Source organism: Methylobacterium sp. WL6 (assembly GCF_008040095.1).
GTDB lineage: Bacteria > Pseudomonadota > Alphaproteobacteria > Rhizobiales > Beijerinckiaceae > Methylobacterium.
The window spans coordinates 1-23,528 of the sequence record NZ_VRVH01000049.1; the positions used below are offsets into that span (position 1 = coordinate 1).

21 protein-coding genes and 2 pseudogenes are annotated in these 23,528 nt (G+C 70.2%); 11 read left to right on the forward strand and 12 right to left on the reverse strand.

Annotated features, from left to right (window positions below; translation table 11 throughout):
- A partial coding sequence (locus tag FV230_RS09615; RefSeq protein WP_147842200.1) for a DUF2778 domain-containing protein occupies positions 1–680 on the forward strand: 680 nt, incomplete at its 5' end.
- A gap of 10 nt (positions 681–690) precedes the next feature.
- On the opposite strand, the gene FV230_RS09620 is transcribed toward FV230_RS09615, so the two are convergent.
- Positions 691–1,899, reverse strand: a complete 1,209-nt coding sequence (locus FV230_RS09620) for an oxalate decarboxylase family bicupin (RefSeq protein WP_147842201.1) — start codon at positions 1,897–1,899, stop codon at positions 691–693.
- A gap of 300 nt (positions 1,900–2,199) precedes the next feature.
- Here FV230_RS09620 and FV230_RS09625 point away from each other — a divergent pair, with 300 nt between their 5' ends.
- Positions 2,200–2,901 carry a response regulator transcription factor gene (locus FV230_RS09625; RefSeq protein WP_147842202.1) on the forward strand — a complete coding sequence of 234 codons (702 nt, stop codon included), beginning with the start codon at positions 2,200–2,202 and terminating at the stop codon, positions 2,899–2,901.
- Between the two features lie 49 nt (positions 2,902–2,950).
- Entirely contained in the window at positions 2,951–4,420 is a 1,470-nt protein-coding gene (locus FV230_RS09630) for a HAMP domain-containing sensor histidine kinase (RefSeq protein ID WP_147842203.1), read from the forward strand.
- A gap of 126 nt (positions 4,421–4,546) precedes the next feature.
- Here FV230_RS09630 and FV230_RS09635 read toward each other — a convergent pair whose 3' ends face one another.
- Positions 4,547–5,089: a hypothetical protein gene (locus FV230_RS09635; protein ID WP_147842204.1), complete on the reverse strand. Its 543-nt coding sequence runs from the start codon at positions 5,087–5,089 to the stop codon at positions 4,547–4,549.
- 189 nt (positions 5,090–5,278) lie between these two features.
- On the opposite strand from FV230_RS09635, the gene FV230_RS09640 reads away from it, so the two are divergent.
- On the forward strand, positions 5,279–6,640 hold the full coding sequence (locus FV230_RS09640) for a nucleotide sugar dehydrogenase (RefSeq protein ID WP_147842205.1): 1,362 nt from the start codon (positions 5,279–5,281) through the stop codon (positions 6,638–6,640).
- Positions 6,641–6,712: 72 nt separating this feature from the next.
- On the opposite strand, the gene FV230_RS09645 is transcribed toward FV230_RS09640, so the two are convergent.
- The gene (locus FV230_RS09645) at positions 6,713–7,687 is read right to left on the reverse strand and encodes a phosphoribosylaminoimidazolesuccinocarboxamide synthase (RefSeq protein WP_187275456.1); all 975 of its coding nucleotides are present in this window, start codon (positions 7,685–7,687) and stop codon (positions 6,713–6,715) included.
- Between the two features lie 191 nt (positions 7,688–7,878).
- Here FV230_RS09645 and FV230_RS09650 point away from each other — a divergent pair, with 191 nt between their 5' ends.
- A complete protein-coding gene (locus tag FV230_RS09650; protein ID WP_147842207.1) occupies positions 7,879–10,551 on the forward strand; it encodes a glucosidase in 2,673 nt (890 codons plus the stop codon).
- On the opposite strand, the gene FV230_RS09655 is transcribed toward FV230_RS09650, so the two are convergent.
- The 5 genes from FV230_RS09655 to FV230_RS09675 form a co-directional block, all read right to left on the reverse strand.
- Positions 10,552–12,219 (reverse strand): VWA domain-containing protein, encoded by a 1,668-nt coding sequence (locus tag FV230_RS09655; protein WP_147842208.1) that lies wholly within the window; start codon positions 12,217–12,219, stop codon positions 10,552–10,554.
- 32 nt (positions 12,220–12,251) lie between these two features.
- A complete protein-coding gene (locus FV230_RS09660) occupies positions 12,252–12,815 on the reverse strand; it encodes a TadE/TadG family type IV pilus assembly protein (RefSeq protein ID WP_281408268.1) in 564 nt (187 codons plus the stop codon).
- 95 nt (positions 12,816–12,910) lie between these two features.
- Positions 12,911–13,516 (reverse strand): TadE family protein, encoded by a 606-nt coding sequence (locus FV230_RS09665; protein WP_147842210.1) that lies wholly within the window; start codon positions 13,514–13,516, stop codon positions 12,911–12,913.
- Between the two features lie 362 nt (positions 13,517–13,878).
- Positions 13,879–14,412, reverse strand: coding sequence for a single-stranded DNA-binding protein (gene ssb, locus FV230_RS09670; RefSeq protein WP_147842211.1), 534 nt, complete (start codon positions 14,410–14,412; stop codon positions 13,879–13,881).
- Between the two features lie 210 nt (positions 14,413–14,622).
- Positions 14,623–15,639, reverse strand: a complete 1,017-nt coding sequence (locus FV230_RS09675; RefSeq protein WP_147842212.1) for an NADP-dependent oxidoreductase — start codon at positions 15,637–15,639, stop codon at positions 14,623–14,625.
- A 125-nt stretch (positions 15,640–15,764) separates the two neighbouring features.
- Between FV230_RS09675 and FV230_RS09680 the strand changes: the two genes are divergently transcribed.
- Complete coding sequence (locus tag FV230_RS09680) at positions 15,765–16,175, forward strand: DUF4174 domain-containing protein (RefSeq protein ID WP_147842213.1); 411 nt, start codon at positions 15,765–15,767, stop codon at positions 16,173–16,175.
- Positions 16,176–16,236: 61 nt separating this feature from the next.
- Here the strand turns inward: FV230_RS09680 and FV230_RS09685 are convergent, their stop codons facing one another.
- Complete coding sequence (locus tag FV230_RS09685) at positions 16,237–16,707, reverse strand: hypothetical protein (protein WP_147842214.1); 471 nt, start codon at positions 16,705–16,707, stop codon at positions 16,237–16,239.
- Positions 16,708–16,903: 196 nt separating this feature from the next.
- Here FV230_RS09685 and FV230_RS09690 point away from each other — a divergent pair, with 196 nt between their 5' ends.
- Entirely contained in the window at positions 16,904–17,653 is a 750-nt protein-coding gene (locus FV230_RS09690; RefSeq protein ID WP_147842215.1) for a phosphodiester glycosidase family protein, read from the forward strand.
- A 12-nt stretch (positions 17,654–17,665) separates the two neighbouring features.
- Here FV230_RS09690 and FV230_RS09695 read toward each other — a convergent pair whose 3' ends face one another.
- Positions 17,666–19,060, reverse strand: a complete 1,395-nt coding sequence (locus FV230_RS09695; protein WP_147842216.1) for a cytochrome P450 — start codon at positions 19,058–19,060, stop codon at positions 17,666–17,668.
- Between the two features lie 135 nt (positions 19,061–19,195).
- Between FV230_RS09695 and fumC the strand changes: the two genes are divergently transcribed.
- The 4 genes and pseudogenes from fumC to FV230_RS09715 form a co-directional block, all read left to right on the forward strand.
- Positions 19,196–20,608 (forward strand): class II fumarate hydratase, encoded by a 1,413-nt coding sequence (gene fumC, locus FV230_RS09700; protein ID WP_147842217.1) that lies wholly within the window; start codon positions 19,196–19,198, stop codon positions 20,606–20,608.
- A gap of 30 nt (positions 20,609–20,638) precedes the next feature.
- Positions 20,639–20,830, forward strand: coding sequence for a DUF4169 family protein (locus FV230_RS09705; RefSeq protein WP_147842218.1), 192 nt, complete (start codon positions 20,639–20,641; stop codon positions 20,828–20,830).
- Between the two features lie 196 nt (positions 20,831–21,026).
- Positions 21,027–21,218 carry a ribbon-helix-helix domain-containing protein gene (locus FV230_RS09710; RefSeq protein ID WP_147842221.1) on the forward strand — a complete coding sequence of 64 codons (192 nt, stop codon included), beginning with the start codon at positions 21,027–21,029 and terminating at the stop codon, positions 21,216–21,218.
- A gap of 17 nt (positions 21,219–21,235) precedes the next feature.
- Positions 21,236–21,847: pseudogene (locus tag FV230_RS09715) on the forward strand (MBL fold metallo-hydrolase); the annotation flags it as partial.
- Between the two features lie 6 nt (positions 21,848–21,853).
- Here FV230_RS09715 and glcF read toward each other — a convergent pair.
- Positions 21,854–23,194, reverse strand: coding sequence for a glycolate oxidase subunit GlcF (gene glcF, locus FV230_RS09720; RefSeq protein WP_147842220.1), 1,341 nt, complete (start codon positions 23,192–23,194; stop codon positions 21,854–21,856).
- A gap of 131 nt (positions 23,195–23,325) precedes the next feature.
- Positions 23,326–23,528: pseudogene (locus FV230_RS09725) on the reverse strand (glycolate oxidase subunit GlcE); the annotation flags it as partial.

Here is a 23,528-nt window from a genome sequence, read left to right on the forward strand (position 1 = left end):
CCGAGACGACCCGCCGCGCCGACCGGCAGGCGTCCCGCCGCAGCCGGACGGCGGAGATCCCGGCGCCCGCCCCCGACGATCGCAATTTCCTGGAGAAGTTCTTCGGCATCGAGCGCACCGCGACGCCGGCGTTGGCCTATGCCGCGCTGGAGACGCCCTCCCCCGCGAACCTGCCGCGCCAGCGGATCGTGCTCCCGGCCAACCCCGACCCGGCGGCGGTCGCGATCTACGACATCAGCGCGCGGATCGTCACGCTGCCCAACGGCACCAAGCTCGAGGCGCATTCCGGCCTCGGCGAGATGATGGACGACCCGCGCAACGTCCACGTGCGGATGAGGGGGGCGACGCCTCCCGGCACCTACGACCTCACCGAGCGCGAGGACCTGTTCCACGGCGTCCGCGCGATCCGGCTCACGCCGGTCGGCGGCACCGCCGCCGTCTACGGCCGGGTCGGGCTCCTCGCCCACACCTACATGCTGGGGCCGACAGGGGCCTCGAACGGCTGCGTGTCGTTCAAGGACTACCAGGCCTTCCTGCAGGCCTACCTGCGCGGCGAGGTCCAGCGCCTCGTCGTCGTGCCCGGCCGCGGCCAGGACGCGCCGCCGAGCGTCGCCCAGCAGAGCCCCCCGGCTCCGGCCCCGACGCCGGGCCGTTCGGCCCGGCTCGGCAACGACGTGTAGGGGGGCCGCCTCAGAGCGGCACCACGGGGCCCTTCTTCGCCGACAGCCCGTCGATTAGCTTCGGATCGAGCTTGGTGTGGGCCTGGACGAGCGCGTGCGGCGTCAGCGCCATCCACTGGCGCAGGGACAGGTCGGCGTAGCGCGGACTCTTGAACATCTCGAGGAAGGTCAGCGGCGTGTCGCCGGTGTTCTCGATGTAGTGGCCCATGGCGAACGGCACGTAGCCGACGTCGCCGCCCTGGTAGTCGAAGGTCCGCGCCTTCGACTCCGAGCCGAACACCGTCATCCGCCCCTTGCCGGAGAGGTAGTACTGCCACTCGTCGCCGTTCGGGTGCCAGTGCAGCTCCCGCATCGCGCCGGGTTCGAGTTCGACCAGCGCCGCGGCGATCGTCTCCGAGGCCGGGAAGTTGGTCGAATCGGTGATCCGCACCGTTCCGCCCTTCGTGCGGATCGGCTCCTGCGCCAGCATCCGGTGGCTGAACGACTTCGGGATCGGCCCGGCGCCCCCCATCCGGTCGCCCGCCAGCGGGCCGGGCTTCGGGCCGGGGAAGATGTAGAGCTCGCGCTCGGGGATGTTCGCGAAGGCGCTTTCCGGCAGGCCGAAGTTCTTGGCGAGCACCTCCTTCGGGGTGTGCGCCAGCCAGTCGGTGATCAGGAAGGTCGAGTCTTCCGAGAAGCCGCCATCGTCGAACACCAGCAGGAACTCGCAGCCGTCGACGTCGGATTCCAGCGCCTGGATCGAGTGCGGGATGCCGGAGGGGAAGTACCACAGGTCGCCCTCGCCGACGTCGTCCGCGAAGGTCCGCCCGTCCGGATCGATGGCGGTGATCCGGGCACGGCCCTTGATCATGTAGGACCACTCGGCCTCCTTGTGCCAATGCATCTCGCGCACCGCGTTGGCCTTCAGGCGCATGTTCACGCCCGCCATCGCCTTCGAGATCGGCAGCTCGCGCACCGTGGTCTGCCGGGCCCAGCCGCCCTCCTCCAGGCGCATGTGGCTGTCGGCGAACGACCATTTCAGGTTCGGCATCGTGCCGTGGTCGGTGGCGGGCGGCGCGACGGTATAGGGATCCTCGGCCTCGCGGGCGGGGTTGCGCGGCCCGAGGATGTCCGCCCCCTTGCCGGCGCGCTCGGGCATCGGCCCTTCGGCGGCGCGGGCACCGCCGGCGGCGAGCGCGGTGCCGGCGGCGATCAGGGTACGGCGTGAGATGTCGTTCATGCGGCCTGTCCGTGGATGCGATGGGTCGTGCGCCGTCGCCCGGCCCGGGTCCGTCGGTGGATCGTCGGCGTGGCGACGGCGTGCGCGGCAGGACAAGCCGCATGGTTGCGATCCGATCCCGCCATTCCCGGCATGGCTGCAACGCATGGCGGGCGAACCTGTCCGAACGGTCATCTTCCCGCGATCTCCCGGTCATCCGGGCGGGTGCAGGATGCGGACGACCGAATGATGGAGGGCAGCCCGACCGTGACCGTCCAAGCCCATTCCGCCCCGTCCCGGTCCGCGCTATGGACCGAACCCATGCGGCTCCTGATCATCGAGGACGATCGCGAGGCGGTCTCCTACCTCGTCAAGGCGTTCCGGGAGGCCGGGCACCTCGCCGACCACGCGACCGACGGCCTCGACGGCTACGGCCTCGCCTGCGACGGCGCCTACGACGTGCTGATCGTCGACCGGATGCTGCCGAAGCTCGACGGGCTTTCGCTGATCCGCTCCCTGCGCGAGCAGGCGGTGACGACGCCGGTGCTGATCCTGTCGGCGCTGGGGCAGGTGGACGACCGGGTGAAGGGACTGCGCGCCGGCGGCGACGACTACCTGCCGAAGCCCTACGCCTTCTCGGAGCTGCTCGCCCGCGTCGAGGTGTTGGCCCGGCGCGGCGGCTCGTCCGCCGCGAGCGCCGAGGCGACCGCCTACCGCGTCGGCGACCTCGAGCTCGACCGGCTCTCCCACCGGGTGACGCGGGCGGGCCAGGACGTCGCCCTACAGCCGCGCGAGTTCCGGCTGCTGGAGTACCTGATGCGCCATGCCGGCCAGGTCGTGACCCGGACCATGCTCCTGGAGCACGTCTGGGACTATCACTTCGACCCGCAGACCAACGTCATCGACGTGCACGTCTCGCGCCTCAGGGCCAAGCTCGACAAGGGTTTCGGCACGCCGATGATCCACACCATCCGCGGCGCCGGCTACATCCTGCGCGCCGACGAGGCGCGACCGCCATCATGATGCCCGCGAGGACGGATCGAGCCCGCGCGATCGCCGGCATCCTCGTCCCGTGACGCCGCACGTCCCGACCCCGGACAGCGCCTTCGTCCGCATCCAGAAGCTGTTCCGGACGACGGCGTTCAAGCTGTCGATCGCGTACCTCGTCGTGTTCGCGGCCTGCGCCGGGGTGGCGCTCGGCACCATCGCCTGGAGCGCCCGTCGCGTCCTCGACGACCAGATCGTCTCGACGATCGACGCCGAGATCAACGGGCTCGCCGAGCAGTACAACGGCGGCGGTCTGCGCCGGCTGATCTCCGCGGTCGAGCGAAGGGCGGCCGAGCCCGGCGCCTCGCTCTACCTCGTGACCACGGCCAACGGCGACCACGTGGTCGGCAACGTCGGCGACCTGCCCGCGAGCGTGCTGGCGACGCCGGGACAGGCGGAGACCGTCTACGGCCGCAGCCGCGAGACGCAAGGGCGCGAGACCCATCGCGCGATCGTGCGCATCTTCACGCTGCCCGGCGGCTTCCGGCTGCTCGTCGGCCGCGACGTCGAGGAGCGCGACCGCCTGCGCGGGGTGATCGCCAGCACCTTCGGCACCTCGCTCGCGGTCGTGGTGCTGCTCGGCGTGATCGGCGGCTGGGTGGTCGCCGGCCGGGTCCTCAAGCGGGTCGACGCGATGACCGAGACCGCCGGCACCATCATGGCGGGCGATCTCGGCCGCCGCCTGCCGGTCGCGGGCAACGGCGACGAGCTCGATCGCCTCGCCCAGAATCTGAACTTGATGCTGGAGCGAATCGGCGAGCTGATGCGCGGCCTGCGGGAGGTCTCCGACAACATCGCCCACGACTTGAAGACGCCGCTGACGCGCCTGCGCAACCGCGCCGACGAGGCGCTTCGCGGCGAGCGCTCGCCGGACGCCCTGCGCGCGGCGCTGGACGGGGTGATCGAGGACAGCGACGGCCTGATCCGGGTGTTCAACGCGCTCCTGATGATCGCGCGGCTCGAGGCGGGCAACGCCCGCGAGATGATGGCGCCGTTCGATCTCGGACCGTCCGTGCGGGCGATCGGCGAGCTCTACGAGGCGCTGGCCGAGGAGCGCGGCCAGCGCCTCGACGTGTCGGCGCCGGACGGCTTGCTCGTCGACGGCAACCGCGAGCTGGCGGGGCAGGCGCTCGCCAACCTCCTGGACAACGCGATCAAGTACGGCGCCGAGGCCCGCGGCGGGTCGCCGGGCGGGATCGTGATGGCGGCGTCGCGGATCGGCGCGGAGATCGTCGTCACGGTGGCAGATCGCGGCCCGGGCATCCCGGAAGCCGAGCGCGGGCGCGTCCTCGATCGCTTCGTGCGCCTGGAGGACGCCCGATCGGCACCGGGCTTCGGCCTGGGCCTGAGCCTCGTCGCCGCCGTCGTGCGCCTGCATCAGGGGCGCCTGACGCTGGAGGACAACGCGCCCGGCCTGCGCGTGGCAATCGCCCTGCCGGCGGCGGGCGACGCGAACCGGCAGAGCCCGGACGCTCCGTCGGAGGGCGGGGCCTGATCGCGACGGCGACTTTCGCCGGCCGGGACAGGGCGGCCTGCGCGACGAAGCGCGGACCAACCGGCACGCGATCGTCACCCGCCGGTGCGTCGGCCGGCAACCGGCACGATCGCGGGATGCGCGCCCTCAGCTCTCGGCGGTCGCTTCGTCGGTCTCCGAAGCCGCCTCGTCCTCGGACGCGTCCTCGTTCTCGAGTTCCGCATCGGCCTCCGCATCCGCGTCGGCGGACGTCGCCTTGGCAATGCTGATGAAGTCGCCCCGGCGGATCGCCTCGCCGCCCGAGGCCATGGTGCTGAGGTAGGCGTTCAGCGTGGCCGGCGCGACGTCGGGCAGGCGCTGCGCGATTTGGGCGGTGGACAGGCCCTGCGGGCCGGCGCTTTCCAGGAGGGCGCGGAGCCGGCCCTTCGCCGAGTTCGCCCGGGGACCGCGCGGGCCGCGCGTCGAGGTCTGGCCGGGCGTCGCGACGCGCTCGGCGCTCCTTCGCGCCGGGCCGTCGCCGAGCGACACGGCGGCATCGAGCGGCGTGTTGTCGACGATCGACCGCAGCGCCCCCTCGGCCATCTGCAGCTTTGCCAGCTCGGTCCCGATCCGCTCGTACTCGGCCTGAAGGAGATCACGGCGCTGGCTGATTTCCGCAAGTGCCTTCGTGATGGTGTGATCTTCTGCCATGGCCGCCTCTACTCTCGAATGGGGGCCATAACTCATAGGCGCCAAGACGGGTCAAGACCGGCAAGGGCATTGCCATCTGTACGTCAGGAAAACCGCCCTGCGGATGCCGACGCCCTGGCCTGAGGCCGCGGACCGGGTAAGACACGATCGCCGGGCCGCTGCGACGAGCCCGGCGCTGGAACGCATGCGATGACCGAAGACCCAGCCGCCGTCCCCCACGTCTCGATCGACGCGATCGCCGCGCGCTTCGAGCGCTGCGCCGCCACCATCGGGGTCGTCGGGCTCGGCTATGTCGGCCTGCCGCTCTGCCTCGCGGCGACGGAGGCCGGCTTCGCCGTCGTCGGCTTCGACATCGACGCCGACAAGCCGGCGATGCTGATGCGCGGCGAGACCTATCTCGAGCACATCCCGGCGCGGGCGGTGGCGGCGATGGCGGGAAGCGGCCGCTTCCGCGCCACGACCGATTTCGATAACCTGGCGCAGGTCGACGCGATCCTGATCTGCGTTCCGACGCCGCTCACCCGGCAGCGCGAGCCCGACCTGTCGTTTGTGCGCACGACCACGCAGGAGATCGCGAAGCGCTTGCGGCCGGGGCAGCTGGTCGTGCTCGAATCCACCACCTGGCCGGGAACGACCGATCAGGTCGTGCGACCGCTGCTCGAGGCGCTCACCGGCTATCGCAGCGGATCGGACTTCTTCCTCGCCTTCTCGCCCGAGCGCGAGGATCCCGGCAACCGCGCCTTCAGCACCGCGACGATCCCGAAGATCGTCGGCGGCGACGGCCCCGCGGCGGCGCGGCTCGCCGAGGCGCTCTATGCGCCGTTCGTCGCCCGCACGGTGATGGTGTCGTCTACCGCGACGGCGGAGGCGACGAAGCTCACCGAGAACATCTTCCGCGCCGTCAACATCGCCCTGGTCAACGAGCTGAAGGTGATCTTCGACGCGATGGGGATCGACGTCTGGGAGGTCATCGAAGCGGCCAAGACCAAGCCGTTCGGCTTCACCCCGTTCTATCCGGGCCCCGGCCTCGGCGGGCACTGCATCCCGATCGATCCGTTCTACCTGACGTGGAAGGCGCGCGAGTTCGGGATCGCGACGAAGTTCATCGAGCTCGCCGGCGAGATCAACCAGCAGATGCCGGGCTTCGTGCTCGACAAGCTGATCCGCGCCCTCGACACCCACGCCGGACGCGGCCTGTCGGGCAGCCGGATCCTCATCGTCGGCCTGGCCTACAAGAAGAACATCTCCGACATCCGCGAGAGCCCGGCGCTCAGGCTCTGGTCGATGCTGGAGGCGCGCGGCGCGCGGGTCGCCTACCACGACCCGTTCGTGCCCGCGGTTCCCGCGACACGGGAATACAGGACGCTACAGGGCGCGAGATCGGTCGCGCTGACGGACGGGACGCTGGCGTCGTTCGACGCCGTGCTGATCGTGACCGACCACGACGCGGTCGATTACCCCGCGATCTGCGGGAGCGCCTGGATCGTCGTCGATTGCCGCAACGCGCTTCGCAGCCGCGGGCTGACCGCGAAGATCGTGATCTCGGCGTGATGGCAGCGCGGTCTTCCCTCCCTCCTTTGCGGGAGGGGAAACGCACCCGACCTTCCGGTTCGATCCGACCTCCTAAGACAAATACGCCTTCAGGTTCTGGCGGATGCGGTCGAGCGGGATCTCGGCCGGGTCCGGCAGGGTGAACGTGGCGCCGGTGATCGTCTCGTAGGCGTTGATGTAGACGGCCGCCGTCTCCAGCACGATCTCGGCCGGGATTTCCGGGATCGGGTCGTTGTAGGGGTCGCAGCGCGCCACCACCCAGTTGCGGACGAAATCCTTGTCGAAGCTCTCCGGGGCCGCGCCGGCGGCGAAGCGCTCGGGATAGGTCTTCGCGAACCAGTAGCGGCTGCTGTCGGGGGTATGGATCTCGTCGGCGAGCACGATGCGGCCGTCGGCGTCGGTGCCGAACTCGTACTTGGTGTCGGCGAGGATCAGTCCGCGCCGCGCCGCGAGGTCCTGGCCGCGGGCGAACAGCGCGAGCGCCGTCTCCGATACGGTCCGCCACTGCGCCGGCGTGAGCAGGCCCTGGTCGAGGATCGCGTCGGCGGTCAGCGGCGCGTCGTGGGCACCGTCGGCGGCCTTGGTGGTCGGGGTGATGATCGCCTGCGGCAGCCGCTCGTTCGGGCGCATCCCGTCCGGCAGGGTATGGCCGTACATCGTGCGCGCGCCGGCCTTGTACTGCGTCAGGATCGAGGTCGCAGTGCTGCCGGCGAGGTAGCCCCGCACCACGATCTCCACCGGCAGGATGTCGAGGCGTTGCCCGACGAGCACGTTCGGGTCGGGATAGGCGAGGACGTGGTTCGGGCAGAGGTCGGCGGTCGCCTCGAACCAGTAGCGGGCGGTCTGCGTCAGCACCTGGCCCTTGAAGGGGATCGCGGCGAGCGCCCGATCGAAGGCGCTGATCCGGTCGCTGCTGATCAGGATGCGGCGCCCGTCCGGCAGGTCGTAGTTGTCGCGCACCTTGCCGCGATAATGGTTCGGCCATTCCGGCAGCGTCGCGTCCTCGAGGACTTGGTGGGCGTGCGGGGCGAGGGATGCCGTGTCCAAACCGGGTTGCTCCATCAGGCTGCGCGGATGACCGGACGCGGTGTGAACCAGCGCACGCGGCGTGACCAGCCCCCGCCTCCGATGCGGGGCGCGAGCCTTGCAGGACGGCGCCGCTCATGAAACCGCTCCGACCTGCGCGCGGTCCGCAGGCCCGGCTCGATCCGACGAACGTGAAGCGAGGGATTCTCGACGTGTCCCACACCCATCGACCGCCGCGCATCTTCGAGACCGTCGAGGGAGGGCGCCTCGCCGAGACCCGGACCGACCCCGCCTGGCGCCTGTGGGGGCCGTATCTCAGCGATCGGCAATGGGGCACGGTGCGGGAGGATTACAGCGCCGACGGCGAGGCCTGGGACTACCTGCCCCACGACCATGCCCGCTCGCGCGCCTATCGCTGGGGCGAGGACGGCATCGGCGGCTTCGCCGACAAGGACCTGAACTGGTGCCTGTCGCTCGCCCTATGGAACGGCCGCGACCCGATCCTCAAGGAACGCCTGTTCGGCCTGACCAATGGCGAGGGCAATCATGGCGAAGACGTCAAGGAGCTGTACTACTACCTCGACGGCGTCCCGACCCACGCTTACATGCGGATGCTGTACAAGTACCCGCACGACGCGTTTCCGTATTCTCACCTGACCGAGGAGAACGCGCGCTGCGGCCTCGACGACCGCGAGTTCGAGCTGATCGATACCGGCCTGTTCGACGCGGGCCGCTACTGCGACGTCACCATCGAGTACGCCAAGGCGGGGCCCGACGACGTGCTGATGCGGGTGACCGCAATCAACCGCGGCCCGGATGAAGCGACGCTGGCGCTGCTGCCGCAGCTGTTCTCGCGCAACACGTGGTCGTGGGCGAACGGCCCGCGCCCCGACCTGCGGCTCGCCGCCGACGGCACCGTGCTCGCCGTCCACCATGCCATGCCGGCGATGCGGCTCCATGCCGACGGGGCACCGGAATGGCTGTTCTGCGAGAACGAGACCAACGCCCACCGCCTGTTCGGCGCGCCGCAATCCGGATACCCGAAGGACGGAATCGGCCGTCGCGTGGTCGACGGGGAGATGGACGCGGTCAATCCTGACCGGTCCGGCACCAAATGCGCCGGCGTTCACCGGCTGACCATCGCGCCGGGCGGCGAGCAAAGCGTGCGCCTGCGCTTCCGCATCGCGGAGGCGTCCGGCGACGCCTTCGCCGACTTCGACGCGGTGTTTTCCGCCCGCATCGCCGAGGCCGACGCATTCTACGCCGCGTTGCAGGCCGACATCGCGGATGCCGACCGCCGGGCGGTCCAGCGCCAGGCCCTGGCCGGGATGCTGTGGTCGAAGCAGCTCTACCATTACGACGTGCGCGAGTGGCTCGACGGCGACCCGGCCCAGCCGGCCCCGCCCGAGGCGCGCAAGGCCGGCCGCAACGCCGATTGGCGCCACGTGCGGGCGCACGACATCATCTCGATGCCGGATGCCTGGGAATACCCGTGGTTCGCCTCCTGGGACCTCGCGCTCCAGAGCCTCGTCTTCGCGACGATCGACCCCTATTTCGCCAAGGGGCAGATCCTGCTGCTGCTCGACGACGCCTACGGCCACCCCAATGCCGAGGTGCCGGCCTACGAGTGGAACTTCTCCGATGCCAATCCGCCGCTGCACGCCTTCGCCGCGTGGCGGGTGTTCTCCCTCGACCAGGCGCTGACCGGGCGGCCGGACCACGACTTCCTGCTCCGGGTGTTCAACAAGCTGACGATGAACTTCACCTGGTGGGTGAACCGCAAGGACGCATCCGGGCGCAACCTGTTCCAGGGCGGCTTCCTCGGGCTCGACAACATCGGCCTGTTCGACCGCTCGAAGCCGATCGCGGGCGGGGCGCTGACGCAGTCGGACGCGACCGCCTGGATGGCGATGAACGCGCTCGAGCTGATGCGGATTGCGGTGGAGCTTGCGCTGCGCGATCCCGCCTACGAGGACATGGCGGAAAAGTTCTTCGAGCATTTCCTGCTGATCGCCGATGCCGCCGCGCGCAGGGGCGGCCTCTGGGACGAGGCCGACCAGTTCTTCTACGACGTGATCGAGACGCCGGGCGGCGAGCGCATCCCGATCCGCGCCCGCACCCTCGTCGGGTTGATCCCGATCTGCGCGGTCGCCGTGCTGCGCGAGACCGACCTCGTGAAGCTGCCCGGGCTGCAGAAGCGGCTGCGCTTCTTCCTGGAGAACCGGCCCGACCTCGCATCCCTGGTCTCGCGCTGGCAGGAGCCGGGCGAAGGCGGCACGGCCCTGCTGTCGCTGCTGCGCGGCCATCGCCTCAAGGCGCTGCTGCGGCGGATGCTCGACGAAGGCGAGTTCCTGTCGCCGCACGGTATCCGCGGCGTCTCCAAGGTCTACGAGCGCACGCCGTTCCACTTCGTCTGGGACGGGGCCGACCTGACCCTGCCCTACGAGCCGGCCGAGTCGCGGACGCGGCTGTTCGGCGGGAACTCGAACTGGCGCGGGCCGATCTGGCTGCCGATCAACTACCTGCTGATCGACGGCCTGCGCCGGTTCCACCGCTATTACGGGCCCGACTTCCGGGTCGAGGCCCCGACCGGCTCAGGGACCTTCCTGTCGCTGCAGGAGATCGCCGACGAGCTGGCGAACCGCATGATCGGGCTCTCGACCCGCGGGCCGGACGGGACGCGCCCGTTCCAGGCGACGAGCAGGCTGGAGCAGGAGGACCCGCATTTCCGCGACCACGTGCTCTGCTACGAGTACTACCACGGCGACACGGGCCGGGGCCTCGGCGCCTCGCATCAAACCGGCTGGTCGGGCCTGGTCGCGCTGCTGATCCAGCAATGCGCGCTCGGTCCGATCCACGCGCTGTCGCCCTCGGGCGCCTCGTGACTACTGGGTGAGCCGCAGTGTGCCGATGCTGGCCGCGATCTGGTTGAAGGCCGAGATGAGGCTGTTCGAATCGTTGGCGACGAACGATTGGGACGCCGTCGTCGCGCAGTTACTCAGGAGGTTCAGGCCGGCACTGTCGATCGGGTCCGAGGGCACGCTGAAGCCGATCGTGTAGATCGAGATGCCGGCGCTCTTGGCGTTGCTGCAGGCCAGGGCCGTCAGCGCGTCGAGGGCGGCGCGTGCGTTGCTCGCGTTCGTGACGTTCTGGTTGCCGGGCGGGAGCCGCGGATTCGGCGTCGAACCGTCGACGTTCTGGAAGTAGCCGGCGGCGAAATACATCGACTGATTGAACGGCGAGTAGCCGTTCGTCGCCCAGCTGTTGGCGCCGTCGGTCATCAGGATGATGATCTTGTTGACCGTGCTCGACGCGTAGGGCGCACCGTCGGCGAAGACGCTGCTCGGCGACAGCGTCCGCCAGCCCCACATCAGGCCCTCGTGGATGTTGGTCGATCCGAGCGGCGCCATCGCGTTGATCAGCGACTTCAGCGTTGCCGTGCTGCTGGTCAGCCGTTGGAGCGGGCGGGTGGTGCAGCCGAAATTCGGGCCGTTCGGGATGCCGGTATAGCTGTTCGACGCGGTCGGCGATGCGTCGCGGGCGTTGACGTACTTGCAGGCGCGGCCCTCGGCGGCGGCGAAGGTGGTGCTCGACTGCGACTGGCTCGCACAGCTGTTGGCGTTGGTGTAGTCGTCGATGTAGCTGTTGAAGCTGAACGCGGAATTGTTGTTGTAGCCGGCGAAGGTCGTGCTGCCATCGCCCGGCTCGTCGGGCGCGAACATCGGCACGTAGTACGAGCTTGGGTTCGAGCTCGTCGGCGCGCCGTCCTGGACGTTGAGCGGATAGGGCAGCGTTTCCAGGCACCCGGCCCAGCCCCAGCCCGAGTAGGCGCTCTGCAGCGCCGTGAAGAGGCCGAAGCGGTTGGTGAAGCCGGCGGAGGCCGGTGCGATCACGTTGGTCCAGTGATAGGCCGACTTGCCGTTCTGGTCGATCCAGGTGGCATAGCGGTAGGCGGCCGGATCGACCGCGACCGCGGCGGCGAACGGCACGATCGAGATCTTGGTGCCAGTGGCGAAGGCGGCGTTGGTGTACACGTAGTCGACGAAGTTCGTCGCCGCCGTCTGCACCGCCTGGAGCTTGCTCTGGCCGCCGCTCGATTCCGCCATCGAGCCGGTGTTGTCGAGCACCAGGGCAATCTCGAAGGTCTTGGGCACCGGGGTGGCGCAGCGCGCCGACCCGCCCGGGCGCGGGGCCGTCACGCCCGTGATGCGGCTGTAGAAGACCGGCGAGACCATGTGCGTGGTCAGGGTGATCTGGCGCGGGTTCGCCGTCACCGCCAGCGGGTCGACCGTGAGGCCGGTCGCGCCCATGTAGCCCGCCATCATCGCGACGGCCTGGGTCTGGAGAGCCGGGTTCGTCGTCGCCATCGGCGTCTGGCACAGAGCGAGGGCGGTGGCGTCGGTCGCGGCCTGGAGCTTGGTCTCCATGTAGGTGGCGAAGCCGTAATCGATCGCGGCGCCGGTGAAGCCGAGGAGCGGCAGCGCGAGCAGCCCGAACAGCAGGACGACGTTGCCGTCGCGCTGCCGCGCGAAGCGGCCGAGATGTCGGCGCATCGAGATCCTTCGAGGTGTCGAGCGGGCCGGGGTCACGGGCATGCTGCGCCTCCCGGCATCCAGACTTCGGTGTAGGTGGATTTGGCGGGCTGCCCGCCGCGCGCCGGCCAGGGCATGCTGGATTTGAGCGTGATCGTGCTCGTGGCGCCGTTGACGAGCTTGACCAGCGCCGAGCCGAGCATCGGCGTGTAGGGCATGCTCACCTCGGTGAGGACGTAGCGGACCCCGTTGGTGCGGAATCCGGTCGGCACGGTGAGGTCGGAGGCGGCGCCCGTGGCGCGGGGCGACGCGTTGGCGTTGGCGGTGCTGGAACAGACCCGCGGGATCAGGTTGAGGTTCGTGAGGTCGACCGCCATCGCGCTCACCACGATCTTCACGCCGCTGGCGTCGAACGGCTTCAGCACCAGGGTCGAGGTGGCGAGGATGTCGCGCATCAGCGACGCGTCGATCGGGTTCTGGGCGTCGCCCTGCGCAGTCAGGTCGGACACCGTCCGGGCGAGCTGCGTGACCTTCCGCCAGTTGTCGACGGCGTGGGCGTACTCCGAAAGGCCCACGAAGATCGCGAGCAGCACGGGCAGGATCAACGCGAACTCGATCGCGGAGACGCCGCCGGACGCGCGTGCGAACCGAGCGAAGGCCCGCTCGGACGCGCCTGGGCTATGAAGAGGGGAAAACCGCACCATCCCGGCCCTCAGCATCCGGTCGAGGCGGTGGTCTGGTACGGCTCGGTGCGGAACACGGCCGTGGACTGCAGCAGATGCGTCCCATCGGCGAAGCTCATCTGGGCGAGGTCGAGCAGGCTGAAGAACACCGGCACCTTGACGGCCGCGGTGACGACGACGATCGATCCCGGCTTCGCGCAGGCGTAGCTCGTCCCGAAGCCGTTGTTCCAGGTCCTCGTGGTGGCGTTCATCGGCGTCGCGCTCGACCCGGCCGCGAACGAGCTCGCCAGCGACACGTCGATCTTCACGCTCGAGCAGTCGAACAGCGTGAAGGCCCGGTTGGCGCCGGTTCCGCACATCGCGTCGTTGAGCTTCTGCAGCAGGACCGCCGCGCTGGTCGTCCCGCTGTTGGCGATCTGGAACTGGCCGGTGAACAGGCCGCGCACAGCGTTCTGGACGGTGCGGTCGAAGTTCTGGCCGGCCCAGATCACGAACGCGATCTGGATGATCGCGCCGACCAGCGCCAGGAAGGGCAGCGACACGAGGGCGAACTCGACCGCCGCGGCCCCCTTGGCGGCGGCGGCGAACGTGCGGATCGACGACGGACGAAATGCGCGGACGAGGCGGCGAGGCATGACACCTGAGGCGGATGAAATACGTTATTCAGACGCTATCCACCCGAAGATCTAAACCAAAGTTGAATCACCCTACCAACCCTAGATGACATCCTGCGGCGTCATCACGACATGAGCACAACCCTCGGTCGCACAAAGCGCCCCCTCATCTAGGACAATAAGGCGATCGTCCGGGATAAAGACTTGCGGAGAGCCGCGCATCGCGTCGGCCGGGAAAATATGACTTTCCGCCGTTCGCGATCTGCTCGATCCGTGAGCGACGATGCTTTCGAAGCCGGATCGAAAAAGGCCCCGGATGCGCGATCCGGGGCCTTCACGATATCTGGAGCAGATGCCGACGGCGCCCGGAGGGCGGGTGCTGCCTAGAACGGGATGTCGTCGTCGAGGTCGTAGTTGCCGCGTGAACCGCCGCCGCCCGCGGGCGCCGGGGGCTGACGCCGCTCGCTGCCGCTCTGGGAACGGCCGCCGCCATACTCGCCACCGCCGCCGCCGCGGCTGACCTGGCCGCCGCCCTCGTCGTCGGCCGCCATCTCGCCACCGCCGCCGCGCCCGTCGAGAATCGTCATCTCGCCGCGGAAGCGCTGGAGCACCACCTCGGTGGTGTACTTCTCCACGCCGGAATTGTCGGTCCACTTCCGGGTCTGGAGCTGGCCCTCGATGTAGACCTTCGAGCCCTTGCGCAGGTACTGCTCGGCCACGCGGGCGAGGTTCTCGTTGTAGATCACGACCGAGTGCCACTCGGTCTTCTCCTTGCGCTCGCCCGACGCCTTGTCCTTCCACGACTCGGAGGTCGCGAGGCGCAGGTTGACCACCGGATCGCCGGAGCCGAGGCGGCGCGTCTCGGGATCGCGCCCGAGATTGCCCACCAGAATGACCTTGTTGACGCTGCCCGCCATCGCTCTCTCCTTCGCCGTCGGATCTCACAGGGCTCGGTCCGGCCGAACCCGCGGGTGCTCTTCATGAGCCTCGGGACGAGCCCGGGCAACCGGCGCAGCGGCGCTTGTCCCCATCACCCACACGCGGCGCCGGCCTCCTGTGTTCTATCTTTGTTCCGATTACGCGGCAAGCCGGAGCCGCATCGCGCGGCGCCGGCTGCGAAGTCCCGCTCAGGCGACGTGGACGATGAGCTTGCCGAAGTTGCGGCCCTTCAGCAGGCCGATGAAGGCCTCGGGCGCGTTCTCCAGGCCCTCGACGACGTCCTCGCGGTACTTCACCGATCCATCCGCGATCCAGCCGCCGACCTCCCGCTCGAAGGCGTCGATCTGGCTCGCGAAATCCCAGACGATGAAGCCCTGGATCCGCAGGCGCTTGGTCAGCACCGCGCGCATCAGCAGCGGCGAACAGTCGGGGCCGGGCGGCAGCTCGGTGGCGTTGTAGCCGGCGATCAGGCCGCAGACCGGCATGCGCGCGAAGTCGTTCAGCAGCGGCAGCACCGCCTCGAAGACCGCGCCGCCGACGTTCTCGAAGTAGACGTCGATGCCCTTCGGGCAGGCGGCGGCCAGCGCGCCGGGCAGGTCGTCGGAGCGATGGTCGACCGCGGCGTCGAAGCCGAGCTCGCGCGTGAGGTAGGCGCACTTCTCGGGGCCGCCCGCGATGCCGACGGCGCGCGCGCCCTTGAGCTTGGCGATCTGCCCGACGAGCGACCCCACCGGCCCGGCGGCGGCGGCCACCACCACGGTCTCGCCGGGCTTCGGCTCGCCGATGTTGAGGAGCCCGGTATAGGCGGTCATGCCGGGCATGCCGAGGACGCCGAGCGCCGTCGTCGGCGGTGCGACCGCGGGATCGACCTTTCGCAGGCCCTTGCCGTCGGACACCGAGAACTCCTGCCATCCGCCGAAGGCCTGGACCAGGGTTCCGACGGGGAAGTCCGGGTGCTCGGAGCGCATCACCTCGCTCACCGTCCCGCCGGTCATCGGCTCGCCGATGCCGACCGGCTGCGCGTAGGATTTCGCCGCGCTCATCCGGCCGCGCATGTAGGGGTCGAGCGAGAGCCAGCGTGTGCGCAGCAGGATCTCGCCGGCGCGCGGCGTCGGGACGACGGCCTCCTCGAGGCGGAAGTTCTGCAAGGTCGGCTCGCCGTGCGGACGCGCGGCGAGGACGATGCGGCGGTTCTTGGCGGCCATGCCGGGTCTCCGTGAGGGTCGAGGATCGATCGGCTTATCATGTCGCAGCGGCGAGGCCCGATGTCACCGTCGCGCGCGTTCCGCGTTGCCCGATCGAACCGATCCCCAAACCCGAGAGCACCCGCATGCGCGTCGGATCCGGCCTCGCCCTCGCCATCGCGTCGATCACTCTCGCCGGCCAGGCCGCCGCGGCGCAGGACCCGCTGGCGCGCTATCGCCAGGCGTCGCGCGTGCTCGTCCTGTCCGCCCCGGATGCCGACGATCGCCGGCTCGCCGAGCAGCGCGCCGCCGTGGAGGCGGCGCGTGCCGGGTTCGGCGAGCGGGATCTCGTGGTGGTCGAGGCGGTGGGCGAAGGGGAAAGCGCCGCGGCGATCCGGCGGCAGCTGCGCCTTCCCGCCGACGCGTTCCGCGCGGTGCTCGTCGGCAAGGACGGCGGCGCCAAGATCACGGCGGCGGACCCGATCCCGGCACCGCGGCTGTTCTCGACGATCGACGCGATGCCGATGCGCCGGGACGAGATGCGCCGCCAGCGCTGAGCCGAAACAAAAAAGGGCCGCCCGCGGGCGGCCCTCTTTCTCGTTCCCGTCGTCGATCCGCTCAGTAGCAGCGCTCGACCAGCACGCGGCGATAGCCGTACGGCGTCCAGCGGACCCGGGGAACGGTCACGCACTCGCCACCGTAACCGTAACCATAGCCGCCGTAGGCGGCCGGGGCGTAGCCATAGCCGTAGCCGTAACCCGGGTAGCCGTAGCCGCCGTATCCCCCGTAGAGGCCGCCGGCGGCGAGGCCGAGGCCGACACCGAGACCCAGGCCGCCGAGGCCGTACCCGTAGCCGCGGCCGTAACCGTAGCCCCGATATCCGCCGAAGCCGCCGCGATAGCCGCCGAAACCGCCCCGGAAGCCGGCGCCGCGGAACCCGCCGAAGCCGCCGCCACGAAACCCGCCGAAGCCGCCGCCGTGAAACCCACCGCCATGGAAGCCACCGCCGAAGCCGCGCGCCTCGGCCGACGCCGGCAGGTAAGCGAGCGCTCCGATCATCAACGTCGAAGCAAGAAGAAGACGCTTCATCAAACCATCTCCAGAAGAGTCGTGACCGTAACCCCCATCGTCCGAGAAACGCGCAGGCGCCGATTTCGGTTCAGGCTGCGACATTCGAAACCGCCTCCTCGCTGCGGCCATCGCGGCTGCTTGAAAAGCGTCGCATTCTGAGGTGAGGAGACGCGCCGCAGGCGTGCGAATGGCTCGGCTGCTTCGGGGCCTCACGATGATGTTACGTTCGACCCTAGCGGCGGCTCTCGCATTCCTGGCCGTCTCGAGCGGCGGCGCGCGCGCGGAGACTGCCGTCCCCGAGGCCTGCCGGCCGATCCAGGCGCAGGGCGACAGCTTCACCGTGTGCACCGTCGATCTCCGCCGCCAGCGCGTGCGGCTGTTCTGGCTCGGCGCCGACGGGCAGCCCTATTCGTCGCTCTCGGCGCTCGCCGAGAAGCAGGGCCCGCGCCTGAGCTTCGCGATGAACGCCGGCATGTACGACAAGGGCCAGGCCCCGGTCGGCCTCTACGTCGAGGACGGCCGCGAGATGAAGGGCGTCTCGACCGCCAACGGGCCGGGCAACTTCCACCTCAAGCCGAACGGCGTGTTCTACGTGAAGGGCGAGCGCGCCGGCGTGCTCGACACCGGGCACTACCTCAAGGCACGCCTGAGGCCTGACTTCGCGACGCAGTCCGGCCCGATGCTGGTGATCGACGGGCAGATCCACCCCAAGATCTCCGCCGACGGGCCGAGCCAGAAGATCCGCAACGGCGTCGGCGTCCGCGACGACGGGCGGGTGGCGGTGTTCGCGATCTCGGAGCATCCCGTCACCTTCGGCGCCTTCGCGCGCCTGTTCCGGGACGACCTCGGCTGCCGCAACGCGCTGTTCCTCGACGGCAGCGTGTCGAGCCTCTACGCGCCGGCGCTCAAGCGCAGCGACATCAGCCGCCCGCTCGGGCCGATGGTCGGGGCGGTCGCACGATAGGGACGGCCCGACTCAGCGGCGGGTCGCATCCATGCGCAGGCCGTGCTCGGGCCGCAAGGTCACCCGGTGCAGCGGCGTCATCGGCGGATGGTCGGCCGGCATCCGGAACCGCACGGCGCGGACGATGTGGGCCAGCACGATCACCGCCTCCTGCAGCGAGAAGCTCTGACCGATGCAGACGCGCGGGCCCGCCCCGAACGGCAGGTAGGCGAAGCGCGGGATCGCGTCGCGGTTCGCACCGAGGAACCGTTCCGGCACGAAGGCGTCCGGATCGTCCCATAGGGTGCGGTGCCGGTGCAGCACGTAGGGCGCGACCAGCACCATCGACCCGCGCGGCACTTTGATGCAGCCGAGGCGATCGTCGCGGATCGCCTGGCGGCTGAGGAACGGCACCGGCGGGAACAGGCGCATCGCCTCCTCCATCACCGCCTTGGCGAAGGGCAGCGCCTCGATCGCGACGTCGCCGTCGCCCGCCGCGTCGACCTCGGCCTCGAGGCGCTCGCGGGCGGCGTCGTCCTTCGCCAAGCAGTACAGCGCCCAGGTCAGGGCATTCGCCGTGGTCTCGTGCCCGGCGGCGATGAAGGTGACGATGTTGGCCTGAACCTCGAGGTCGGTGAGGCCCTTGCCGGTCTCGGGGTCCTGCGCCGCCAGCAACAGCGTCATCAGGTCCTGCGGCGCGCCGCCGGCCGCCAACAGCGCCTTGCGGCGGGCGATCAGCTCCTCGACCACCTCGGCGAAGTAGCGCCCCGCCGGCCGCGCCCGCAGGCGTCCGAGCCGGGGCACGAAATCGGGCACGCCGAACACGTCGAGCGGGTCGATCGGCCCGACGGCCTCGAGGAAGCGGGTGATCGCCCGCCCGAGCGCATCGGGATCGCCGGGCAGGCCCTGGGTGAAGATCGTCCGCTCCAGCACGTCCAGCGTCACGCGGGTCATCTCCAGCGCGACGTCGACCTGCGTGCCGTCGCGCCGGACGAGGCGGCGGGCGAGCTTGGCGCCGGACGCGTTCATCGCATCGGAAAAACCCTGCACGGTGCGCGCCGAGAAGATCGGCGCCAGCGTCCGCCGCTGCAGCTTCCAGGCGTCGCCCTCGGCGCTGAGCAGGCCGTTGCCGAGCCCGGGCGCCAGGACGCGGCGCTGGAGGTCGTCCTTGCGGTAGTTGCCGACGTTCTCGACGAGGAGGTAGCGAATCAGTGCCGGGTCGCTGACCACGGTGATGCGGCCCATGGCGCCGTCGCCGGCCACCACGGGGGCGGTGAAGTGATCCTCCATCCAGGTGGTGATCGGGTTCTTGCGCGCCGCCTTGAGGAACTCGAACAGGCCCATCGCCGTGCGGCGCGGCGCCGGCACCGGCGGCCGGAAGCGGGACGCCACCGGCGCATCCGTGTCGATCGCGATCGTCGCCGTCATTCGGGCGCCATCCTTGCTTGGCGCGACGGGGAACAGGCCGCCGCGTTTGTCGGGACACGGCCGGAAAAGCGCCTTCGCGATTTGCCGCCGCCTGTCGTAGGTAGGCACCGCACCGCACCGAACGTAGAGGCCACGATGTCGCCGCAGCCCGAGACCGCCACCCGCACGGAATCCGACACTTTCGGGCCGATCGAGGTTCCGGCGCACCGGTATTGGGGGGCGCAGACCCAGCGCTCGATCCAGAACTTCAAGATCGGCACCGAGCACATGCCGGCGCCGCTCGTCCACGCGCTGGGCCTCGTCAAGCAGTCGGCCGCCCTGGTGAACCAGGATCTCGGCGGCCTCGACCCGAAGGTGGCCGAGGCGATCGCGGCGTCGGCGGCCGAGGTGGTCGAGGGCCGGCACGACGACGAGTTCCCGCTGGTGGTGTGGCAGACCGGATCGGGCACCCAGTCCAACATGAACGCCAACGAGGTGATCGCCAGCCTCGCCAACGAGCGGCTCGGGGGCAAGCGCGGCGGCAAGTCGCCGGTCCACCCCAACGACCATTGCAACCGCGGCCAGTCCTCGAACGACGTCTTCCCGACGGCGATGCACATCGCGGTCTCGCGCGAGATCACCGAGCGCCTGATGCCGGCGCTGACGCACCTGCACACCGCGCTCGACGCGAAGGCGAAGGCCTTCGAATCGATCGTCAAGATCGGCCGCACCCACCTGCAGGACGCGACCCCGGTCTCGCTCGGCCAGGAATTCTCGGGCTACGCCGCGCAGGTCGCGCTCGGCGGCTCGCGCATCGCGGCGACGCTGCCCGGCGTGCTGGCGCTGGCGCAGGGCGGCACCGCCGTCGGCACCGGGCTGAACGCGCATCCTGAGTTCGCCGAGCGCTTCGCCGCCAAGGTCGCGGAGCTGACCGGCCTGCCCTTCACCTCGGCCGCCAACAAGTTCGAGGCGCTGGCGACCCACGACGCGCTGGTGTTCACGCAGGGCGCGCTCTCGGCGCTCGCCGCCGGCCTGTTCAAGATCGCGCAGGACATCCGCCTGCTGGCATCCGGCCCGCGCTCCGGGCTGGGCGAGCTGTCGCTGCCGGAGAACGAGCCGGGCTCCTCGATCATGCCGGGCAAGGTCAACCCGACCCAGTGCGAGGCGCTGACGATGGTCTGCGCGCAGGTGATCGGCAACGGCACCACGGTGAGCTTCGCCGGCAGCCAGGGCAACTTCGAGCTCAACGTGTTCAAGCCGGTGATCGCCAACGCGGTGCTGCAGTCGATCCGCCTGCTCGCCGACGCGGCGGTGAGCTTCACCGACAACTGCGTCGTCGGGATCAAGGCCAACGAGGACAAGATCGCCGACCTGATGAGCCGCTCGCTGATGCTGGTGACCGCGCTCGCGCCCTCGATCGGCTACGACAAGGCCGCCGAGATCGCCAAGACGGCGCACAAGAACGGCACCACCCTGAAGCAAGAGGCCCTGCGCCTCGGCTACGTGACGGAGGCCGAGTTCGAGCGCGTGGTGCGGCCCGAGACCATGCTGGCCCCGAGCGCCGAGTAGGCCGAAGCCGAGACCCGGGAGATCGACGCGATGGCCGAGATCATCAACCTGCGCCAAGCCCGCAAGGCACGCCTGCGGGTCGAGAAGGACGAGAAGGCGGCCGACAACCGCATCGCCTTCGGCCGCCCGAAGAAGGCCTGGACCCTCCAGGAGCGCAAGACAGCGATCGAGGTCGCCCGCCACGAGGGCCACAAGCTGGTCGGGCCGGATCCGGAGACCTGAGCGAGGGTGCGCCGCCGCGCGACGTCCGTTTCCCTGGAGGGAGCCACGGCGTTCACCGATCTCGTCCGATCCAAGTGGATTGCTTCTGATACCGCTTCACTCCGTCATCCCGCGGCTGCGCAGCAGGGCCCGGGATGACGGGGAAGGTTGGGAAGGGAGGGAAGAGCCCGCGGTGAGCATCACCAAGCGCTCGGTGATGATCGCCGGCCACCGCACCAGCGTGTCGCTGGAGGATCCGTTCTGGACCGCTCTGTGCGAGATCGCAGCAGCACGCGGCCAATCGGTGCAGGCGCTGATCGGGGCGATCGATGCCGGCCGCGACGGCCAGAACCTGTCCTCGGCGATCCGGGTCTTCGTGCTGGCGTCATTTCGCGAGCGGGCACCCTGACCGGTCGTCAGCGCCGGATGTCGCGAAGGCTGAGCGAGGCGGCCGGCACCGCGCCGGAGGCGGTCGACGTCGTCGTGCTCACCCATTGCCACACCGACCACATCGGCGGGCTGATGCGCGACGGGCATCCGGCATTCCCGAACGCGCGCCTCGTCGTCGGCGCGACCGAGTACGAGTTCTGGGCGAAGCCCGAACGGCTCGCGGCGGCGCCATCGAGCAACGAGCACGCCTCGGCGCTGGTGTTCCGCACCCACCTCATGCCGCTCGCCGCAAGGACGCGCTTCGTGAAGGATGGCGACGAGGTCGTGCCGGGCATCCATGCGCTCGCGGCCTACGGGCATACGCCCGGCCACCTTGCCTTCCACGTCGAGAGCGAAGGGCGGCGGATGCTGATCTGGGGCGATTGCGCCCACCACGAGGTCGCCTCGCTCGCCGAGCCCGGCTGGCACGCCCTGTTCGACATGGACAAGGCCGCGGGCGCCGCGACGCGCCGGCGGATCTACGACATGGCGACCACCGACGACCTCGTCGTCGCCGGCTACCACACCTCGTTCCCCTCGCTCGGCTACGTCGGGCGCAGCGGCACCGGATATCGCTGGATCCCGGTCACCTATCAGCTCGAACGCTGAGGTTCGTCACTCCGCCGCCTGCAGCGCCGGCTCGGCCGATCGCCCGATCGCGGCCGGCCGCGGTCCGCCGGTCGCCCAATCCAGCAACTCCACCGTGTGGACGATCGGGATCGCGGTGCCCTTCCCGATCTGGGTGGCGCAGCCGATGTTGCCGGTGGCGATCACGTCGGGGCGCATGCGCTCGATGTTGGCGACCTTGCGCGCCCGCAGCTTGCCTGCCAGCTCCGGCTGCAGGATGTTGTAGGTGCCGGCCGAGCCGCAGCAGATGTGCCCCTCGGGCACGTCCTTCACGGTGAAGCCCGCCTGCTTCAGCAAGGCCTTCGGCTCGGTGCGGATACCCTGGCCGTGCTGCATCGAGCAGGCGGAATGGTAGGCGACGACGAGGTCGCTCTCGATCACCGGCGCGATGCCGAGCGTGGCGACGAACTCAGTGACATCGTTGGCCAGCGCCGAGACCCGCGCCGCCTTGTCGGCATAGGCCGGGTCGTCGCGGAACATGAATCCGTAATCCTTGATCGTCGTGCCGCAGCCGGACGCCGTGACGAGGATCGCGTCGAGCCCCGCGCCGTCGGCCTCCGCGATCCAGGCGTCGATGGTGCGCTTGGCCTGGGCATGCGAATCGCCCGTCCTGCCCATGTGGTGGGTGAGCGCGCCGCAGCAGCCCTCCCCGTCCGCATGCACCACCTCGACGCCGTGCCGGTTCAGCAGGCGGATCGCCGCCGCGTTGAAATCGGGGCGCAGCACGCTCTGGGCGCAGCCGCGCAGCAGCGCCACGCGCTTCCTCTCGGCCCGGGCGCCGACGGCCGGGAAAGTCGCGGGCCGGTTCGTCGGCTCGCGGCCCGGCAGCGCGGCGGGCGCGAGGTCGAGCATCGCGGCGAGGCGGTTGCCGACCCGCGGCAGGCGCGCGACCAGCGGCTTGAACGGCGCGCCGAGCTTGGCCGCCCACAGGGCCAGCCGGAACCGGCCGGGATGGGGCAGCACGAAGGCCAGGATCGCCCGGAGCGCGCGGTCGTCGAGCCGCCGGGAGAACGTCTCCTCGATATGGCTGCGGGCGTGGTCGACGAGGTGCATGTAGTGCACGCCCGACGGGCAGGTCGTCATGCAGGACAGGCACGACAGGCAGCGGTCGACGTGCTTGACCACCTCGGCGCTCGCCGCCTTGCCGCCCTCGAGCATGTCCTTGATCAGGTAGATCCGCCCGCGCGGGGAATCCAGCTCGTCGCCGAGCAGCAGGTAGGTCGGGCAGGTCGCCGTGCAGAACCCGCAATGCACGCAGGTGCGCAGGATCTTCTCGGAGGTCGCCATCGCCGGGTCGGCGAGCTGAGCGAGGGAGAAATTGGTTTGCATGGCGCGTTCTGGATGCGTCCTGTCTCAGGCCGATCGCGTCGGCCCCGTCGTTCGATCGTCTGTGCCACCGTTTCGCGCCGGGCACGATGCGGCGGACGGCCCGCGCGAGGTCGGGCCCCCGCGCGGAAGCGCTAAACCCCCGCGTACATCCGCCCGGGGTTGAAAATTCCCGCAGGATCGTGCGCCGCCTTGATCCCCTGCGTCACCCGCATCAGCGGCTCGGACAGCGGCTGGAACACCGGCACCGCGGCGCGCACCGCGTCGGGCGCGCGGATCAGCGTGGCGTGGCCGCGGTGCTCGACGAGCGCCCCGCGGATCGCCGCGGCCCCGGCAT

Excerpts from the sequence above, each read along its gene's own strand:
- FV230_RS09710 (WP_147842221.1), top strand. The coding sequence starts at position 21,027 with ATGATCGCCGGCCACCGCACCAGCGTGTCGCTGGAGGATCCGTTCTGG.
- ssb (WP_147842211.1), bottom strand. The coding sequence starts at position 14,412 with ATGGCGGGCAGCGTCAACAAGGTCATTCTGGTGGGCAATCTCGGGCGC.
- glcF (WP_147842220.1), bottom strand. The coding sequence starts at position 23,194 with ATGCAAACCAATTTCTCCCTCGCTCAGCTCGCCGACCCGGCGATGGCG.
- FV230_RS09705 (WP_147842218.1), top strand. The coding sequence starts at position 20,639 with ATGGCCGAGATCATCAACCTGCGCCAAGCCCGCAAGGCACGCCTGCGG.
- FV230_RS09635 (WP_147842204.1), bottom strand. The coding sequence starts at position 5,089 with ATGGCAGAAGATCACACCATCACGAAGGCACTTGCGGAAATCAGCCAG.
- FV230_RS09620 (WP_147842201.1), bottom strand. The coding sequence starts at position 1,899 with ATGAACGACATCTCACGCCGTACCCTGATCGCCGCCGGCACCGCGCTC.
- FV230_RS09695 (WP_147842216.1), bottom strand. The coding sequence starts at position 19,060 with ATGACGGCGACGATCGCGATCGACACGGATGCGCCGGTGGCGTCCCGC.
- FV230_RS09655 (WP_147842208.1), bottom strand. The coding sequence starts at position 12,219 with ATGCGCCGACATCTCGGCCGCTTCGCGCGGCAGCGCGACGGCAACGTC.
- FV230_RS09625 (WP_147842202.1), top strand. The coding sequence starts at position 2,200 with ATGCGGCTCCTGATCATCGAGGACGATCGCGAGGCGGTCTCCTACCTC.
- FV230_RS09685 (WP_147842214.1), bottom strand. The coding sequence starts at position 16,707 with ATGAAGCGTCTTCTTCTTGCTTCGACGTTGATGATCGGAGCGCTCGCT.
- FV230_RS09690 (WP_147842215.1), top strand. The coding sequence starts at position 16,904 with ATGATGTTACGTTCGACCCTAGCGGCGGCTCTCGCATTCCTGGCCGTC.
- FV230_RS09680 (WP_147842213.1), top strand. The coding sequence starts at position 15,765 with ATGCGCGTCGGATCCGGCCTCGCCCTCGCCATCGCGTCGATCACTCTC.
- FV230_RS09665 (WP_147842210.1), bottom strand. The coding sequence starts at position 13,516 with ATGCCTCGCCGCCTCGTCCGCGCATTTCGTCCGTCGTCGATCCGCACG.
- FV230_RS09640 (WP_147842205.1), top strand. The coding sequence starts at position 5,279 with ATGACCGAAGACCCAGCCGCCGTCCCCCACGTCTCGATCGACGCGATC.
- FV230_RS09675 (WP_147842212.1), bottom strand. The coding sequence starts at position 15,639 with ATGGCCGCCAAGAACCGCCGCATCGTCCTCGCCGCGCGTCCGCACGGC.
- fumC (WP_147842217.1), top strand. The coding sequence starts at position 19,196 with ATGTCGCCGCAGCCCGAGACCGCCACCCGCACGGAATCCGACACTTTC.